This window comes from Shewanella khirikhana, from assembly GCF_003957745.1.
In the GTDB taxonomy this organism is placed as follows: domain Bacteria; phylum Pseudomonadota; class Gammaproteobacteria; order Enterobacterales; family Shewanellaceae; genus Shewanella; species Shewanella khirikhana.
In genome coordinates this window covers 4505189-4526594 of sequence record NZ_CP020373.1, presented here as the reverse complement: position 1 = coordinate 4526594, position 21406 = coordinate 4505189, and the positions used below count along the sequence as shown (strand labels likewise).

Annotated in this window: 1 protein-coding gene; it reads right to left on the bottom strand. The window is 49.7% G+C overall.

What is annotated here, in order from left to right:
• Window positions 1–930: 930 nt before the first annotated feature.
• A complete protein-coding gene (locus STH12_RS19890) occupies window positions 931–21399 on the bottom strand; it encodes a right-handed parallel beta-helix repeat-containing protein (protein WP_126169151.1) in 20469 nt (6822 codons plus the stop codon).
• Between the last annotated feature and the right edge of the window lie 7 nt (window positions 21400–21406).

The following is a 21406-nucleotide window of genomic DNA, read 5'->3' as shown; positions in this document are numbered from 1 at the left end:
CTTGCCCCTGGTTTATCCACGACTTCTATTGTGATCATGCCGGTATCAGGATCGACCACCTCCTTTAACTCTTGGGTGCCACTGCCTGGAGGCTCGCACTTAAGCTCTTTAAAGACAGTACCCCCAACCACCACATTCTTGATAGTGGTAACTCGGCTTTCGGGATCTGTGATGGATTTGAGGAAGTAAGGCAGCATGTAACTACTGCTACTTGGGGCAAATTCTTCATATTCGTATAGCCAATCATTACCGCGGACGTCGGTAACCTTGGTGAGCCGCCCTTTGTCGTCCCTTTGGTATCTGACACTGCGGCCGCTGTGATCTGTGACCGTGGTCAAGGCCTCGCCGATGTAGCTAAACACCAGCACCTTGTTGTTAAAGCGGTCCTGTAATTCGGCTATTTGACCAGCGCCATTATGAACAATAATCGCTATCGTGCCCTGGAGGTCTCCATAGGCGCGGATACGCTTATCATCGCCATACTCAATCCAGTCACCGGATCTATCCTGCCAGCGAAAACCATCCTCCAATTTCACGATAGCGGTATCACCATCATAAACGTAGCGAAGGGGTGAACTGTCCTTTACCAACTCATAGGTGTAACCATTACGGATGATCGCACGCTCATCGTCGTAGTAACTGCCATCTGCCGGATTGGTCGATGGCCCGGGCACATAGATCTGGCGGTATTTGATGGGTGACCAGGGAGTAAAGAAACGCCAGTCGCCATCTTTAAAATCACGGACTATGGCAACATGGCCGCCCATCACCTTGACCTGAATATCTGCCACAGTTTGTTCGAAACGGCCGCTGCTGTGATCTGGCCCCTGTTTTAGCACAGTGACCGCTGTGACCAATGGGCTCATGGCAAGCAATGACAACGCAAATGCAGGTGCAATCATCCGTTTCATTTTTATTTTCCTACACTTGTTAAATATCATTGCCGCCTCCATTCGACTGCTGATCACATGGGTCTCCATCCTTACGACAAGCACCCATACCACTGTTACCAGAACCTCCGGAACCATCACCACCGGAGCCACCACCGCCCCAGCCACCGCCCCAGCCACCACCACCGCCGCCACCGCCGCCGCTGTTGGTGCAATAGCCAGCTGTCCAACAGGCACTGGCAGAGCCAGAACTGGTAGAGCCATTGGGGCAAACAAAAGAATGACTCGATGACGCACACGCACCATAGGTACTGCAGCCACCGCCGCTGGCATCGCCATCCCCAGATGGGTCAAACGGCTGCAGGCTGATAATCCGATACGGGATCACCAGGCTTTGCTTGGCCTCCAGCGAATCAGGGATGACCGAGGTCATAAACTCATATTTGAAGAATTCGTCAGATGTTGGCAGGCGCATTTTCAGGTTATCGGCTCTCACCAGACCATAGTTGGTCAGGGTAAGCTCACCGTTATACACGTCACCCTTTTGCATATTGGGCAAGCGGATACTGAACGGCTCCATCACCACCACTGCGGCAGGTACGTCGGTTTCAAAGGTCCCTTTGAGTATGATTTCGTATCTGTCTTCAATGGTGATTTCATTTACAACCCACTCCACCGTGACCAAGGCATACTTCATAAACAGATCGAGGTTACGCACTACCCCCGGTAGAATGCGAATTTCGCCGGTTAAGTCTTCATGCTTGGTAGCCGAAATCCGATAGCGATAATTGCCGGCTTGAATGCCCGGATAGTAGATTTCTCCCAGTTCATCGGTAGTGGCCTGATACTTGACTTCGGGCACATCGAGGTTTTGCAGGCTTAGCGATGCCCCCTGAAGGCCACGGATCAGCTCTCCCTGCTCATTCAGGGTAGCCGTGTATATATCCGCCAGTTTCAGCTGTAAGCCACCAATACCATCTTCGACCATGGAAGCAATAACGGGGATATCGCGGGTCGGATGATTCGCAGAGGTCACCCTGAGTTTGAGCCGGTAAACTCCTGGATTGGCACGATTTTCAGGGTTAAATGCCAGATTCACATTTACTCTGTCGCCCACCGCCAACTGTGGCCAGCTGGTATTGCCCGACAACTTGGCCCACGTAGGTGGCAAGGAGTTATCGGCATTCAACAGCCGCACAGCCAGGTTTTCCATTGGCAGAGTGCCTCTGTTTTCCAACTGAACGACTTCGTTTGCCATACCCGCCAGGGTCATACCGGTTTCAACTTGTGCGGGTGAGTAATAGAGCACTGGCATGGCTTCGCTCAAGCGGTAGTTGACAGTGAGTTTGGCCAATACTTTGCTGCCGGTACTTGCTGACTTAAGTTGCAATTCAACACTACCTGTCTCTACGGCACTTTCATCTGCCTCAAAACCAATAGGTGTCGCGAACACTTGTTCTGAACTCAAGTCTTTTGCTTCGGGCAGCATGATGCTGATACCCGCTGGCGGTAAGTTTGCAAGTTCCCAGACAACCCCCTGGAAATCGGCTCCCTTGCGAACGCTGACACTGGCCGGCACATCAAAGCGTGCCCCTTTTGGCAAACTCAACTGGTAGGTACGGTAGTTTGCATTGATGCCACCGACACTGAACTGACCGTGATCGGGTCTGTCGGTCATGCCCGGATAGATTGCTGAAACCTGGTAATGGCCACTTTCACCCGCTTGAGGCTGATATTCATGATTGAATATACCTTCAGCATTCGACGTCAGCGCCACTATCTTTTCAAAGCCATTCAAGTTCAGAACCAGCTCGAGCGCCGCATTGGCGACCGGTGCCGAGGTATACCTATCTACCAATTGCCCCTGAATACTAATGGCTTGATCACCATAAGAAATCGTTGGTGTTATACCTGTCACCTGTCCGAAGTAGGGGCTGGCGCTGGTATTGACTTCTTTACGGGTTGAGATCCCGGCAAGCAGCACTTGTTGCTCGCGGCCCAGCTGGTAACTGAGCTGCCCAATAGCGACTTCAAGCTCGGCAATATCCGGTGTTGCCATTGGAACCACTATTTCGGCCCAATCGGAAACAAAGCTCTGCCCCGGTGCAACACGGGCAAGCGTGATACCCGCTGCCGTGGTGACCACATTATCACCCAGACTCTGGCGGAAGGTGCCAAGACTCAGTACGTTGCCATCTTCATCCCTGAGACGGAACTGAATATGGCGTGCATCCCGAGTACCATTGCCCGATGCCGTTTCCAACTCAACGTCAACATCCGACGTATTTTCAAGCTTGAAGCGGAACTTGCCGGATCCGCCTTTAATGAAACCATCGGTTTCAACGGTCAACAGGTATCCGGATTCTCGGACACTGATTTCGAAGGTTTTCCCAACCACAATCTCATCTGACACAGTAGGTTGAACAGAGATAGCGGCAATCAATTGTGCCAATGAATCAAGTTCACTGTAGCCACCAATAATTACTGTGACTTCTTTCGTTTCACCAGCTGCGAGGGAGAACGGCAGCGAAGCATGCTCTCTCTGAGCCAACTGCACTTTAAGCTTGGCACTATTGATGGGACGCTCCTCAAGGTTGCTGACCTTGAACATGAGCTTGTTCATCACACCTTTTTCGAGATAAACCCCTTCGTCGAGCAGCAAACTGACGGCCGGCAAATGTACTTCCTTGGCCAGACTTTCAATACCATTGTTATCGATGGCAAGGATACGGTAGTCGCGGGCGCCGGACGTATAAGTGTCGTCGACAAATGACATCTCCTGCAATGGCGTCTCATTCAGCTTCAGGTCGAGCGTATCCTGGAGTAAATGCAGATCGAAGCCAGCGATATTGCTACCTTTGTGCTCCCACGACAGGGCGGGTTTTTCTCCGTCAATCTGCGTAAGGCGCACTTTGTTAACGGGCAGCAGGCTAATATTCAAATAAGCCGTGTTCGACACAGTTGACTCGTTGCCGGCCTCATCGACGGCGGTGACCACATAACCGGCCAAAGCAGGATCTGGTTCTGTGTCCAGCGCCTCCAGGCTGATTATCTTATCAATAACCGGACTCAAGCCCTCTACGTCAAGGATCTCAGTGGAGTCGGATCTGTAAACCCGGTAACTGATATTAGCCTCAGGCGAAGCTTTCCATCTCAGACCAACACCATTTGCATAAAGCTCTGCATTCAACTCGACCGGAGCCACCGGTGCCACCGAATCGGATACGACCTTAACCTCCTGACTTGGTGAACTGACACTGGTCAGGCCTTCATGGGTTCTGACACTGGCTATCGAATAATAATATTCGTCATCATTAAGCGTGTAGTCGGTGTAGGAGTCAACATCAGACAAGGCCACCAACAGCGTGGTTTCTGTCTCATTGACGCCTCGTCGGTATAACTGATAGCCCGATGCTTCTGGCACCTTATGCCACGACAGGGCGACTCTCCCTTCTGGTTTGACTTTTGCTGCCAGACCAAAAGGTACATCCAGAGGTGGCAGATCACCTTGGTAAACCTGCAAAGGCTTGCTAAACAACTTGGCTTCTCGGGTATTGCCAAGTTCGTCAGACACCGTATAGGCAATATCAATCAGTTCTACCTGATCACGCCCCCAATCGGCGGGAAGTTGGAAACTGGCAACCCAGCGACCATCAGCATTTTGATATACACCGGCTAACTCCACCGGATCATCTTCGAGACGCAAGATTGAGACAATCAAGGATTCCGTCAATACGGCCTCATCGAAGGCAAAACTGAAATCAAGGGATACCGAATCCTGGCCCTCGTTCTTGATAGGGCTCTGGGGAGTGATGACTATCTGTTCTGCTCGTGGCCCCTGGGTGTCAATCTGGATAATATTACCCTGATTAACTTCTGTTCCTCGGTTACCTACCTGATCTCTTGCCGAAAACAGGGCGTAAACAGCCGTATCTACATAGTTCTCTGGAACATCCACAGTACCCTGATATTCAAGGTCTGATACTTTGAACAGATCAACTGTCAAAGGCGCAACGCCCTCAGGAGTCAGACTCAAAAACGGACGGGTCAGCAACGGCTCATTAACCACAACCCGAATGTCCAACGGCCCCACTCCGATAATGTCACCGGAACTACTCTTATTGCCTTTAGGCGTATAGTAGATGCCGGTTGCATAGGGCAGAGTGGCGTCTGAGACAGCGCGAACTATCTCAGAAGGAGCGCCTTCAGTTCCCAGGGCGTTAACAGCGACGACCCGATAGAAATACTCTCCGTCAGCCACAGGTTTATCCTGATAGCTTAAGGCACTTATAGGTTGAGCATTCACCTTGGTCGCAGCCGAAGTATCACTGAAAGCCGAATTGGCACGGTAGAGATTGTATGAAACCGACTCCGTTGTATTGCTGGACAGCCAACTCAGAGCGATATAGCCAGACTCTTTAGCAATGGCATTGAGCCCTGACGGCGTTTGCGGCAAAGACGAGTCCAGAGTGACGGAAATGGTGGCCGAGGGTGAGCTCTGCCCGCCACGATTTTTAGCAACTGCATGAAGCTGGTTTTCACCTTCTACGAGTATGACCTCATGTAGGGCTTTACCCGACACATCCACACTTAACCAGTCTGTCGCTTCGCCGTTGTACACCAGTTGCACGTCAGTTCCCGACTCTGCGGTAATAGTGACGGACTGGGCCGCTTTATTGGTCTTGTACCCTGATACTGGCGAGACAATCACAGGAGTAGATGGTGCTTCCATAGCCACATTGACCGAGAATGCCACTTCTGTGTAATTATCAAGTGAATCAAAAGCTTTGACGACTAAGGCGTGTTGCCCATCAGAAATCTGAGCTATCGGCGCCTCCACAGCGAAACTACTGGAGTTATTGGCGCTGCGGCCAAACAGTTGCCCATCCAGCCAATACTCAACGAGCGAAACGCCACTCTCATCCTGCGCAGTTGTCTTTAGTATTCCATCAGTGGAGATTGTGGTCTCACCACCACCGACAAGCTCATTGCTGCCCCAATTTACTTTCACTACATCCGGACCAGTAGCATCAGCAACAGGTTTGACAGTTACAGCCTGAACATCAGGCGTTTGCCCACCCGATGTATTTACCACACTTACGGCCACGTAGTAGGTAATGCCATTGGTTAAGCCACCGACAGTAGCAGACTCCTGCACACCACTGACCGATAAACGTGGTGTCATACCATTTATTGAAGAAAACGGTGTTTCACTGGCATACAACCTGAAACCACTGATGAGGCCAACCGATGTGTTTTGCCATTTAAGTAGAGCTTTGCCGCTGAGTGCTTCAACCTGGGTTATTGAAGGCGCATCAAGAAGTGTCACGACTGATTTTTCAACCCCAACACTTTCATTGCCACCGACATCAAAGCTCGCCACGCGCGCCTTATAGGATGTAGCTTTGGACAGCCCCTCCAACTTATAGGAAACAGCGGTACTTGGTAGGGTCGCCAAGAGCTGCTCATTAAGATAAACCTTAAATCCACCCAGATCGTCAGCTTCTGAAGACGGAAGTCGCCAGCCCAAATCCAGGCTGGTGTATCCGCTATTTACCAACTGCAGCCCAGTGACATCACCCGGCGGAAGGGTATCAGCCAATTGAACCGCTACAGGAGCCAATTCTGGGTCTGCGTTGCCGGCCAAATCCACAGCCTGAACAGCAACATAATAGGTTGTACTCCGATCCAAACCACTCTTTTCAAAGTAACGAACTGGGCTGTGTGTAATTCCAATTAACTGAGCTTGGCTGGCATTGGAATACGGGGCTTGTGCCAAATACACTCTGTATCTATCGATATCAGCACCATTAGCCTGCTCGTCGTAGTTTGACCAGTCGATATTGATCCCGGTACCAGATAATTGGCTGGTGACTGTCGGTACAACCTTGCCCGGTAGTGAATCATCGAACGTCACTCTAACGATAACAATTGGGCTCAAATTACCAGCATAATCAACCGATTGAACTTTGATGAGGTTTTCACCCGCATGTAATGTCCAAGACGCTTGCCAACTAGTATCTGAGGACGCGGCCACAACCGATTGCCCTTCTAATACAATGCCTGTACCTGCTTCCTTAGTGCCGGATATTTGCAATGTCTTAATATTAGTCACTTCGGGTACTGGCAATACAACCGGAGTCATTGGTGCTGTATTGTCAATGGTAAATATGCTGACCCATTCGTTGGATGTATGGCCCAGTTTATCTGCCAGAGTAGCCTTTATTTCATATTCACCTTCGACCAATACAGCCGAAGGAATGAAATTAACGCCCGAACTCGACTGTAGCTTTTCGCCACTAATCACAGTACCCGCACGTGTGAGACTGATGACTGAGCCTTCGATATTCAGCCCTGAACCATCCTCTTTGATATTTAGAGAAATATAGTCTGGCGCATATCTCAGATAGGACGCGTTTGCCGGGGAAACTGTTTGAACCAGTGGCGCTGTCGAGTCAACCAAGAAATTAACCAACACTTCCTTGGAACGCACTCCTCTGGCATTTTCTGCAACAAAAGAAAGTGTGCTCAGGCCTTCAGACAGCGCGATCTGATGGTTCCATCCACCGATACCAGACTCAACAATCTTCTGACCATTCATGAATATGGCTACTTGACCGGAGCGTTCTCCTTCAACCATCTGTACCGAAGCTGAGCTAATATTAGTTTGAGGATAAGGTTTAAGCCCGAACAAAGACGGTTTATCCGGACGAATCGAGAAGCTATAGATATCACCATCTTGAACGAAACTATTTCCGTATGGATCTTTTGCTCCTTGGGTTAATAGATTTAGCGGGTGGATAATATCGGTCGAAAGACCATCGACCTCAAATATATAAGTATCATTATCAAAGTAAGTCTGGCTCCAGTGACCATTCACCGCAAACAACTGAACACCATCGTCCGAAGACAAGGTTATTTGCGGAACACTCTCAATATCCATGGAACCATCAAAAACAATTCTAATACTGAAAACGAGATCCAGATCTATTGGACTATCCTGGGATGCTCCAGTGTGGATAACTTTTGGAACAATGGTATCAATTAGCGTCAACTTACCTGTATTGGCAAATTTATTGCCAGAACGATCAATGAGCTGACTGCTGGGCGTGACTGTCTCATTTCCGTCAATCGTAAATCCTTCGGTAATAACAACCTCACAAGAGTCATAAGTCGCATCGCACCGAATAAGATTCACATCACCATACTGCTTACCCTCTGGTGACAGGTTGTGATTTGCTTCGCTCGTACCAGACGACAACGCAGATGGGTTAACCGGTTCACTGAAATTGAAACGGTACCAATCACCAACTGAGAGTATTCCATCAGCATCAGTATCGTTATAAAGCACAGCGCTAATCTCTGGAGCGATTGTGTCTTTACCCAGCAGAAGGATCTGACCTACAACAGGATTACCTGCTAGATCTTGGACAAACGCCGTTGGAGTGACCAGCTCATCCCCCTGCACCGTAAACCCATCGGTAATGGTTAGAGCAACTGTCTTATTGTTATCACCCCACAACAAAGTATTGCGAGTGCCATACTTCCTGCCGTTAGCAACTCTCAGGTTTGAATTGGCATCCGTGGTACCATCTCTGAGATATTCTGGGTTCATAGGCTCAGAGAAAGTAAATTTATAAATATCACCAGTCGTAAGTTGACCAGAATTGTCAATATCCAACCATTCAAACGAGTCTATCGTTGGTGGAACCGTATCTATCAAAGATAGAATTTGTTGTCCGATAACGGCATACCCGGCGAGATCTACGAGTCCTTTAAGCGACAGTATGGCACCATCTGGTAGACGACTATTTTCACCTACTTTAAGCTTCAGACCTTGATTCGTATCAGTGAATTCAAGGGTTGCACCATCTCCAAAGCTATTAAGCGGATCAGTTTCGACAATACTGCTTACACTCAACTCGACGCCTTCCGCGAGAGTCACCTCTTCTGAGAGAAGAAGATATAGGCTGTCGCCCATAGTCAGGCCACCAGAGCCATCCTTATCATCAAACTTAAGCTCTTCAAAGATAGGGGGCGTAACATCTGCCAGCACCTCCGTCAGGCTTAACTCTGCAACTGCGACCCTGAATGAAGTGTCCGGGTTTAGATTACTAACCTTAATCAGCAAATTGCCATCATGATAAGCGCTGGACGGAACTTCTACATATACTTTTGTAGGGTATGCTCTTGAAACTCTTGCTCTTAGAACCTCTCCAACTGGCTCAAAGGAAACCCCAGCAAGAGTCTCGCTCACATCTCCATTAAACAGTGTCAGGCCTAACTCATACCGCTTGGACGGATCCAAGCCTGACAAACCTAATCCAACTTCATGACTATCCACCAACGCGGTTTTTCCGGGATGTTTGGTAACCGGATCCCATTCATTGGAGAGCACTCCACGCAGGATTTCTGGTTCAGGAAGATTACCACTGAAAATGATCGAATCAGCTTCAAAATTTGTGTTTAGTAAATGTTGGCTCAGCGCAGGTAGATAGCCATCCACCGAAACACTTCCCAGCACTCGTCCCCCTGATGCATCAGGAGAAGCATCAGTCAGTGGCCCGGTACCGTCAAAATCACCCCACCAGTTACTTTGTGCCAATACATTAACTTGGGACTGATTCTGTAACTGACCTTTATTGTTGGCAAAGAAACGACTATTACCAATTTTTGGCGAAGCGTTACCTTTTGTAATTACACCAAATTCACCATTGGAGAATATGTTGGAGAAGTTGATCTCTCCTGCAGCATAACTTTCATAGCTGACACCGGCGCCAAAATTGTCAACGATATTGCTTCCAGAGATTACAGGCTTAGCTGAGTTTCTGATTAAAAGACCATGGGCTGCCGAGTTAAAGACATCCAAGCCACTGACATCATAAGATATATTCGCCCCATCAAATAGAACTGCGGCTTGATTAGACCCGGCGTACAAAACGCTTATATTGTCTAATTTTGAAAGACCTGTGTATAAACCACTTTCAATACGCAACCCGCCCCAGTCACCTCGCCCAGGGGTTGAAGTAGAAGCGTCAGCGTTAGAATCACCGCCATGAACATCATCTTTGTATGAGGTAAATACGATAGGAGACAGCACTTCACCTGTGATATCTGCAATCCCCTTGAGGTAAATCGACCTGTTGCCATTGAACTTAACGACAACGCCAGGATCTATCGATAGCTTACTCAACTCCCGAACATAAAGATCCCCATGTGTAACATAGACGGTGTTGGTATTCCCCTGAGGGCTAGCAAATCCTCGCATCCGAGTGCTCTTTGGCAAATCACCGCCAAGTAAGTGGAATGTAGCATCAGTATTGGGATAGATAAGGTTGCTCTCATCAGGGAAAAGCGATGCTGGGATTTGGAAAGATTTAGCATTATCCACGATGGTGTTATTTTTTAGCTCACCCGCACTCACACTACTGTTATAGTAAATACCAAATCCGCTATTATGATGAATATTATTGTCCAACACATAGGATTGTGTGGCATTTCCTATATATAAACCACCACCATTATCAGAAATGACAGAGCCACTTACACTCACCACTTGATTAGAGTTGGAATGAACAGCATAGTCAGTTACATCGACCACCGAAGAATTATTAAGGTCCAGGCTGCCACCTACAGTATAAATGCCTTTCCCTTTGCCTGAAGATAGCTTAAATCCAGTCAACGAAGCGTTTGTGTAATATGAGTACACTGAGTAATCATTCCAACCAGCATGCTTCACTAACGAATCATTTAAATTGAACGATTCGGCTCTATTTGCATAAATACCGGCCCAATCCCCCTTCGCAGGAGAAGATTGGCCATCTTTATTAGTATCTCCTTTCACATCATCCTTAATCGAAGTAAAAATAACACCAACCTCTGATTTAGAATTGACATTAAACTTGCCATCAATACGGATCTGTTTACCAGCAAGAGCCTTAAATACAACGTCACCGGAAACATCAAGATACTGATTATCTTTTACAATTAAATCATTTGAAATGTGATATACACCAGCATCAATGACCCAGTCGCCAACAATTTGCCCTCCTATTTGAATAGCCTTAACTTCAAAGGGAATTATTTTAATGTTTTGACTAACTCCGGAACTTTCATGCCCATTTATATCAACAGAGATTATGGAAACAAGATATTCAACGTTTTCTTCCAGTTCGCTGAACACTACATTAGATCGGGTCGCTGTTACTGCCTTTTCGGAGACCAAGGCATCAGAATTGGCATCCTTTATGAGTATCCGATATTCACTAATTCCACTCGTAGAGGGAAGCGGATACCAAGAAACAAACACTGCGCTTTTACTATCTATATCATAACTATACTGGACACTATGTTGACTGACATTGTCTGGCTGCGTTAACTCAGGATTTTCTACATAGCGTATTGGTCCAACAACATTACTATCAGAGTAATTACCTTTGTTATTGAAAGTACGAACAAAGTAACTGTAGTAAGATCCATCTACTACCGCAGAGTCTATAAATGACGAGCTCTCACCTGTTAATTTAGACAATATAACTGGACTGTTACCGAACTCAGCTCTGAATATTTCTTGAGAGGAAATATCAGGCGATCCGGCACTCCACTTAAGTAAGATAGAACCTGATTGATTAAATACTCTAAGATCTTTTATTTCATGCGGAACTACCAAGTCAGCAACTAACTCAACGAGCTCTGAATAGACAGTTCGTCCATCAGCGTCGCTCAGTCTTGCACGCAATTTATGGTTCCCACTGGCTTGGGGTTTCCACAATTTAGACCAGTGTGAATCACCAACATTATTGACTCTTTCCCATGTGGTGGAACCATCAGGCGAAGTAATGCCGAGGTCAATATTGACCTGATGGCTATCTGCTTCAAAACCACCACTCAAGTTGACTCCAGAGCCACCAACCACTCCATTAGAATCATGGCTAAGAGTGATATAGGTTTCTGCTGAAATGGTATCTGCTTTAACTAACACTAACTCAGATATATGATTCACAACACCATTTTGAACTCTGACCAAACCTGTAAAGTTTCCGTCAGTTATCATCTCGGGAGAAATCATTACCTGTCCAACATACCTGCGGCCTTTGTCCAGTTTTAACTGAATAAGACTCAACTCATTGGCAATAACAGATTGAGTAACATTAGCTTCCGTTGGGTTATAAAAGCCCGTGATGAGCGAGTAATAGGAATTAGATTCCAAGCCCGTAAACTCGAAACGAATGTCCCGCCCGGATGGCTCCCAATTCGCTGACTGATAAGGCTTAGTCCCCCATTGTGACGAAGGCTCTCCACTAACTATTGGTAACGATAGGGCGTAGTTACTCGAAACACTGCCGCCAGCATCGAAATAGGCATACTCAGTTCCATCGCCCCGTACCGCACCCACACTCACTACCGCGTTGATTTCATCGCCGCTGCCGCTGCCCTCTCCACCAGGGCCATCTCCGGCTCCCCACCAAAAATCATCCAGCTCTACCGTGGTATTGCCTTCACCAAAGGCACCATAACCGCCATTCGCAAATATCTCACCACCGTCCAGCACTATGCTGCCACTGTTTCCATAAACTCCATGTTGGCCATTCAGGTATATTGATACTCCCTGACCTGTGATACCTGCTCCATTACCACTCAAACCATTCCGCTTGTTGGCAAAAAGACTCGCTCGCTCCAGCAATACATTACTGTAATAACTATACAGCCCTGTTCCATCACTGTTGCTCACCTCAATATCGGATAACGTCTGATGGGTCCGTGAGAACGTCAGCCCCTCACTCTCACCCTGACCGGCATACCGTACCTTCACATGCGTAAATCGGCTCTGGTTATCCGGCGCTGCATCATTGAACCGGATACCTTGCCAATCACCTGCCGCCGCACTGCTGTTGTAACCATCCAGGTTACTGTCACCACCCACACTGTCATCGGCATAACTTGTGTAGTAAATCGGCTGAGCGGCCGTACCCTCACTCAGTAACTGACCATTGACCGCCAAAGATGCACCCGACAAAAACTTCAGCGCGACTCCCGGTGCCACCGTCAGCACATTGCCATTGTTCACCGTCAGCTGACCCGACACGGCATAGGCATTCAGCTGCTGCCCCTCATGGCTCTGCACACCCAGTGTTAATTCGCGGGACAAGTTCTGACCCAGCAGCAACACCGTATTACTCTCATTGGGCAGCAAGACGTTACCGTCCACCTCATTCGGCATCATCGATACCGGCACCTGCAGCGGACGACGGTTGTTCTGCAGGCTATTGCCCTTCAGCACCGGCCCCGTCACCGCGTAGCGGAAATAAATCCCCCAGCCACCACTGTGCTCAATCCGATTTCCTACCAACTCCGGTGCACTGTTGCTGGACTCAACACGAATACCCTGCGTGCCGGCATGACTGATGACATTGTCTTTCAACAACGGGTTCGAGCCATTATTTACCCGAATACCATCGTTCGCCACCGCGTCTATACGACTGCGCTCCACCACACCACTGGCATTGGCGAACTCTATCCCTTTCGCCGCCGAATCACGGATGACCGCATCACCTATGTAGATATTGGCGCCATTCATTGATATTGCAGATGTGTTACTTCGACCCGCAAAACGCTGCTCAATAAAACTCAGTCGTGTCAGGCTGTCCGCTACTGTGTCGCTGAAGTACAGACCATTCCAGTCACCCGCCCGACCTTCGCTGTAACCATCACCGTTACTGTCTCCACCCAAGCTATCATCACGATAGGATGTGAAGTAAATGCGCTCACTCTCGCTGCCCACCGCATTCAGCGCACCATTGATGGTCAGGCTTGTATCAGGATTAAACTTCCAGATGTTGCCACGACCGAGATTCAGCAAACTGCCAGCGACTACAGTACCCGTGCCACTAACCAATCGATAAGTCTGCCGCTCAGCTGTTTTAACATTACGCCTGAGTTCTGAACCAACCAGCTCTATCTCCTGACGCTGGTTGCCGACAAACTCGTTACCGTCATCGACGCCAGGCAATGCGGAAAACGGCAAGCGCACCGCGCTGCCATTTTGCAAAATACGGTTATTAACAAAGGTAAAACCACGGGGGGCGGTATCCGCAAATATCCCATACTGACCATTGCCTTCAAAGGTGTTGCCTGTCAGTACTACATCATAGGTAGAGGAAGTGAGCTTCAATCCATGCTCACCGTTTTGGCCTATATAACTGTCTGAGAGGTGAAGCTCCAACTGATAAGCACTATGCGAAGCATAGATACCGTTGGCACTGTTATGATGAATGCGGTTATGACTCCCGGTCAGGTTGCCATACTGCAAATAGATACCCTGTCCCTTATGGTCATTCACTTCTGAATGTGACAGCGCCAACACGCCTTGATTGGCAACAAAAATACCGTAGCTTGCATTTCTGCCACCAAAGCGCACATGGGTATGCTGTAACGACATACTCGCGCTACTCTGCACATACAGGCTATCCCAATAACCAGCCTCACCGGCAGTGGCTGCACCATCACCGTTGCTGTCACCACCAACACTGTCATCGGTGAATGACGTGATATGCACCGGTGAACTTTCCGTTCCCAGTGACTGCAGCTGCCCTGCGATCGTTATCCGTCGACCCAGGCCCAACTTAACAACCACACCCGGATGAATTGTCAGTGTCTTACCTGTCGGGATGGTGACATCACCACTAACATGGTATACGCCGGTTCGCCAGGATGTATCTTCACCAAGCGTGCCCGATACCACAGTCACCGCATTCGCTGACGGACTGACCGCCGCAGAGACAACCCCAGCACTGAGATTGCCTGCACCATCCTGTGCCCGTATCCGGAAACGATAGACCTGCCCATTTGTCAGACCATCCACCAAATAGTCAGTGAACTGGCGGCCCAAACTCACTGATCCGCCATCATTAAACGCTGGCGGTACCTGGCCCCAGCTGGCACCATCATCCGCAGACACATCCAACACATACCCTATCAGGTCATTGTCACTGTCAGGACTTGCCTGCCAGCTGAGATAAACTTCGCTATCTCCCCGGGTCAGTTTCAAATTACTGATATCTTCCGGCGCCTGGTTATCACCGGCATTATCTTTGGCAAACACCTCCACTGAAGATACGCCATCACTGCGATTACCAGCCCTATCTCTGGCAAACACCCGGTAAACATAACCAATACCGGGCATCACCCCGGTATCAACAAAGGTAAGCACGCCAGCACCCAACTGAGCAATCTCAGTAAATTGCCCGACTCCTTCCCGACGCTCCACGCTATATTGAGCAATGTCTGCCGAAGGGGAACCTCCCCACTCTACGGAGATAGCATTCCCATTGTCGTTCGCAACATCTGCGCCAGAAACAAATGACACCGCCGAAGGTGCGGTTTGATCAACCGTAACCGCTATCTGTTCACTGTAAACGGTCGACTCAGCATTACGAACCCGTGCTTGCAGCTCATATACGCCATCCACCGGTAATGACCATACATAGTCCCAATCTCCACCGTTACTCCAATTACCAGCCGGAGCCCAACTGAATGCATTGTCACCCTGACGGCGTACACCCAGTTCAACCATACTGCTATCGGGATACAGATCTCTGGCTTGACCGCGAACAATTGACTTGGCCTGCCCCACAAATGCACCGGCTTGCGGAGAGGTGATAGACACATTTTGCTCAAAGCCGCCCAGCGCCTGCTGTTTGGTCAGCAATACTTCAGCAATCGTGACGCGATAACCACCATCACGCACAAATTTCAGGGTCGCTTTACCTTCTGTGATGGATGCCTCGGGCAGTGAATAGCGATAGGTCGTGGCCCTGGCAGGACTCACCTTCGCCGACTGCAAAATATTCCCCTGACCATCTTCCAGGTGCTGACGGTTCAGACAGTCCTGACACCCCGATGCCACCACATCCTTATTCTGATAGGTTACATCCAGGGTATAAGCTTGATTGGGTACCAACCCCTCAAGTAACAGTTCAACCGCATCCAGATCGAACAGAATACGTTCCCGAGGCTTAGCTCCCCACTCCGATGACGCAGTCCCTTTAGTCGCGGTTACCTGCGCCAGGCCACCGAAGCTGCCACTGCCGCCAGCATCGAAATAGGCATACTCAGTTCCATCGCCCCGTACCGCACCCGCACTCACTACCGCGTTGATTTCATCACCGCTGCCACTGCCCTCTCCACCAGGGCCATCTCCGGCTCCCCACCAAAAATCATCCAGCTCTACCGTGGTATTGCCTTCACCAAAGGCACCATAACCGCCATTCGCAAATATCTCACCACCGTCCAGCACTATGCTGCCGCTGTTTCCATAAACTCCATGTTGGCCATTCAGGTATATTGATACTCCCTGACCTGTGATACCTGCTCCATTACCACTCAAACCATTCCGCTTGTTGGCAAAAAGACTCGCTCGCTCCAGCAATACATTACTGTAATAACTATACAGCCCTGTTCCATCACTGTTGCTCACCTCAATATCGGATAACGTCTGATGGGTCCGTGAGAACGTCAGCCCCTCACTCTCACCCTGACCGGCATACCGTACCTTCACATGCGTAAATCGGCTCTGGTTATCCGGCGCTGCATCATTGAACCGGATACCTTGCCAATCACCTGCCGCCGCACTGCTGTTGTAACCATCCAGGTTACTGTCACCACCCACACTGTCATCGGCATAACTTGTGTAGTAAATCGGCTGAGCGGCCGTACCCTCACTCAGTAACTGACCATTGACCGCCAAAGATGCACCCGACAAAAACTTCAGCGCGACTCCCGGTGCCACCGTCAGCACATTGCCATTGTTCACCGTCAGCTGACCCGACACGGCATAGGCATTCAGCTGCTGCCCCTCATAGCTCTGCACACCCAGTGTTAATTCGCGGGACAAGTTCTGACCCAGCAGCAACACCGTATTACTCTCATTGGGCAGCAAGACGTTACCGTCCACCTCATTCGGCATCATCGATACCGGCACCTGCAGTGCTCGGCGGTTGTTCTGCAGGATATTGCCCTTCAGCACTGGACCCGTCACCGTGTAGCGGAAATAAATCCCCCAGTCACCGCTGTGCTCAATCCGATTTCCTACCAACTCCGGTGCACTGTTGCTGGACTCAACACGAATACCCTGCGTGCCGGCATGACTGATGACATTGTCTTTCAACAACGGGTTCGAGCCATTATTTACCCGAATACCATCGTTCGCCACCGCGTCTATACGACTGCGCTCCACCACACCACTGGCATTGGCGAACTCTATCCCTTTCGCCGCCGAATCACGGATGACCGCATCACCTATGTAGATATTGGCGCCATTCATTGATATTGCAGATGTGTTACTTCGACCCGCAAAACGTTGCTCAATAAAACTCAGTCGTGTCAGACTGTCCGCTACTGTGTCGCTGAAGTACAGACCATTCCAGTCACCCGCCCGACCTTCGCTGTAACCATCACCGTTACTGTCTCCGCCCAAGCTATCATCACGATAGGATGTGAAGTAAATGCGCTCACTCTCGCTGCCCACCGCATTCAGCGCACCATTGATGGTCAGGCTTGTATCAGGATTAAACTTCCAGATGTTGCCACGACCGAGATTCAGCAAACTGCCAGCGACTACAGTACCCGTGCCACTAACCAATCGATAAGTCTGCCGCTCAGCTGTTTTAACATTACGCCTGAGTTCTGAACCAACCAGCTCTATCTCCTGACGCTGGTTGCCGACAAACTCGTTACCGTCATCGACGCCAGGCAATGCGGAAAACGGCAAGCGCACCGCGCTGCCATTTTGCAAAATACGGTTATTAACAAAGGTAAAACCACGGGGGGCGGTATCAGCAAATATCCCATACTGACCATTGCCTTCAAAGGTGTTGCCTGTCAGCACTACATCATAGGTAGAGGAAGTGAGCTTCAATCCATGCTCACCATTTTGGCCTATATAACTGTCTGAGAGGTGAAGCTCCAACTGATAAGCACTATGCGAAGCATAGATACCGTTGGCACTGTTATGATGAATGCGGTTATGACTCCCGGTCAGGTTGCCATACTGCAAATAGATACCCTGTCCCTTATGGTCATTCACTTCTGAATGTGACAGCGCCAACACGCCTTGATTGGCAACAAAAATACCGTAGCTTGCATTTCTGCCACCAAAGCGCACATGGGTATGCTGTAACGACATACTCGCGCTACTCTGCACATACAGGCTATCCCAATAACCAGCCTCACCGGCAGTGGCTGCACCATCACCGTTGCTGTCACCACCAACACTGTCATCGGTGAATGACGTGATATGCACCGGTGAACTTTCCGTTCCCAGTGACTGCAGCTGCCCTGCGATCGTTATCCGTCGACCCAGGCCCAACTTAACAACCACACCCGGATGAATTGTCAGTGTCTTACCTGTCGGGATGGTGACATCACCACTAACATGGTATACGCCGGTTCGCCAGGATGTATCTTCACCAAGCGTGCCCGATACCACAGTCACCGCATTCGCTGACGGACTGACCGCCGCAGAGACAACCCCAGCACTGAGATTGCCTGCACCATCCTGTGCCCGTATCCGGAAACGATAGACCTGCCCATTTGTCAGACCATCCACCAAATAGTCAGTGAACTGGCGGCCCAAACTCACTGATCCGCCATCATTAAACGCTGGCGGTACCTGGCCCCAGCTGGCACCATCATCCGCAGACACATCCAACACATACCCTATCAGGTCATTGTCACTGTCAGGACTTGCCTGCCAGCTGAGATAAACTTCGCTATCTCCCCGGGTCAGTTTCAAATTACTGATATCTTCCGGCGCCTGGTTATCACCGGCATTATCTTTGGCAAACACCTCCACTGAAGATACGCCATCACTGCGATTACCAGCCCTATCTCTGGCAAACACCCGGTAAACATAACCAATACCGGGCATCACCCCGGTATCAACAAAGGTAAGCACGCCAGCACCCAACTGAGCAATCTCAGTAAATTGCCCGACTCCTTCCCGGCGCTCCACGCTATATTGAGCAATGTCTGCAGAAGGGGAACCTCCCCACTCTACGGAGATAGCATTCCCATTGTCGTTCGCAACATCTGCGCCAGAAACAAATGACACTGCCGAAGGTGCTGTTTGATCAACCGTAACCGCTATCTGTTCACTGTAAACGGTCGACTCAGCATTACGAACCCGTGCTTGCAGCTCATATACGCCATCCACCGGCAAAGACCATGCATAGTCCCAATCTCCGCCGTTGCTCCAATTACCAGCCGGAGCCCAACTGAATGCGTTGTCACCCTGACGGCGAACACCCAGCTCAACCATACTGCTATCGGGATACAGATCTCTGGCTTGACCGCGAACAATTGACTTGGCCTGCCCCACAAATGCACCGGCTTGCGGAGAGGTGATAGACACATTTTGCTCAAAGCCGCCCAGCGCCTGCTGTTTGGTCAGCATTACTTCAGCAATCGTGACGCGATAACCACCATCACGCACAAATTTCAGGGTCGCTTTACCTTCTGTGATGGATGCCTCGGGCAGTGAATAACGATAGGTCGTGGCCCTGGCAGGACTCACCTTCGCCGGCTGCAAAATATTCCCCTGACCATCTTCCAGGTGCTGACGGTTCAGACAGTCCTGACACCCCGATGCCACCACATCCTTATTCTGATAGGTTACATCCAGGGTATAAGCTTGATTGGGTACCAACCCCTCAAGTAACAGTTCAACCGCATCCAGATCGAACAGAATACGTTCCCGAGGCTTAGCTCCCCACTCCGATGACGCAGTCCCTTTAGTCGCGGTTACCTGCGCCAGGCCACCGAAGCTGTCACTGCCGCCAGCATCGAAATAGGCATACTCAGTTCCATCGCCCCGGACCGCACCCGCACTCACTACCGCGTTGATTTCATCGCCGCTGCCACTGCCCTCTCCACCAGGGCCATCTCCGGCTCCCCACCAAAAATCATCCAGCTCTACCGTGGTATTGCCTTCACCAAAGGCACCATAACCGCCATTCGCAAATATCTCACCACCGTCCAGCACTATGCTGCCACTGTTTCCATAAACTCCATGTTGGCCATTCAGGTATATTGATACTCCCTGACCTGTGATACCTGCTCCATTACCACTCAAACCATTCCGCTTGTTGGCAAAAAGACTCGCTCGCTCCAGCAATACATTACTGTAATAACTATACAGCCCTGTTCCATCACTGTTGCTCACCTCAATATCGGATAACGTCTGATGGGTCCGTGAGAACGTCAGCCCCTCACTCTCACCCTGACCGGCATACCGTACCTTCACATGCGTAAATCGGCTCTGGTTATCCGGCGCTGCATCATTGAACCGGATACCTTGCCAATCACCTGCCGCCGCACTGCTGTTGTAACCATCCAGGTTACTGTCACCACCCACACTGTCATCGGCATAACTTGTGTAGTAAATCGGCTGAGCGGCCGTACCCTCACTCAGTAACTGACCATTGACCGCCAAAGATGCACCCGACAAAAACTTCAGCGCGACTCCCGGTGCCACCGTCAGCACATTGCCATTATTCACCGTCAGCTGACCCGACACAGCATAGGCATTCAGCTGCTGCCCCTCATGGCTCTGCACACCCAGTGTTAATTCGCGGGACAAGTTCTGACCCAGCAGCAACACCGTATTACTCTCATTGGGCAGCAAGACGTTACCGTCCGCCTCATTCGGCATCATCGATACCGGCACCTGCAGCGGACGACGGTTGTTCTGCAGGCTATTGCCCTTCAGCACTGGACCCGTCACCGTGTAGCGGAAATAAATCCCCCAGTCACCACTGTGCTCAATCCGATTTCCTACCAACTCCGGTGCACTGTTACTGGACTCAACACGAATACCCTGCGCACCGGCATAACTAATGATGTTGTCTTTCAGTAATGGGTTCGAGCCATAATTGACCCGAATACCATCATTCGCCACCGCGTCTATACGACTGCGCTCCACCACACCACTGGCATTGGCGAACTCTATCCCTTTCGCCGCCGAATCACGGATGACCGCATCACCTATGTAGATATTGGCGCCATTCATTGATATTGCAGATGTGTTACTTCGACCCGCAAAACGCTGCTCAATAAAACTCAGTCGTGTCAGACTGTCCGCTACTGTGTCGCTGAAGTACAGACCATTCCAGTCACCCGCCCGACCTTCGCTGTAACCATCACCGTTACTGTCTCCGCCCAAGCTATCATCACGATAGGATGTGAAGTAAATGCGCTCACTCTCGCTGCCCACCGCATTCAGCGCACCATTGATGACCAGTCTGGAATTGGGAGTAAATTTAACTATTGCACCGGCCTCAATAACTAATTCGACACCGGATGACACTGTCACATCACTTTGTACAATATGAATATTTGCACTGGACCAAGTCGCTCTTGCTGAGATAGTACCGGAGTGATACTCAATAGAATCAGCTACTGATGATATTGAAAAGAAAGCTAAGCCTGCGCAAAAAAACTGAAACAGTTTCATATTGACG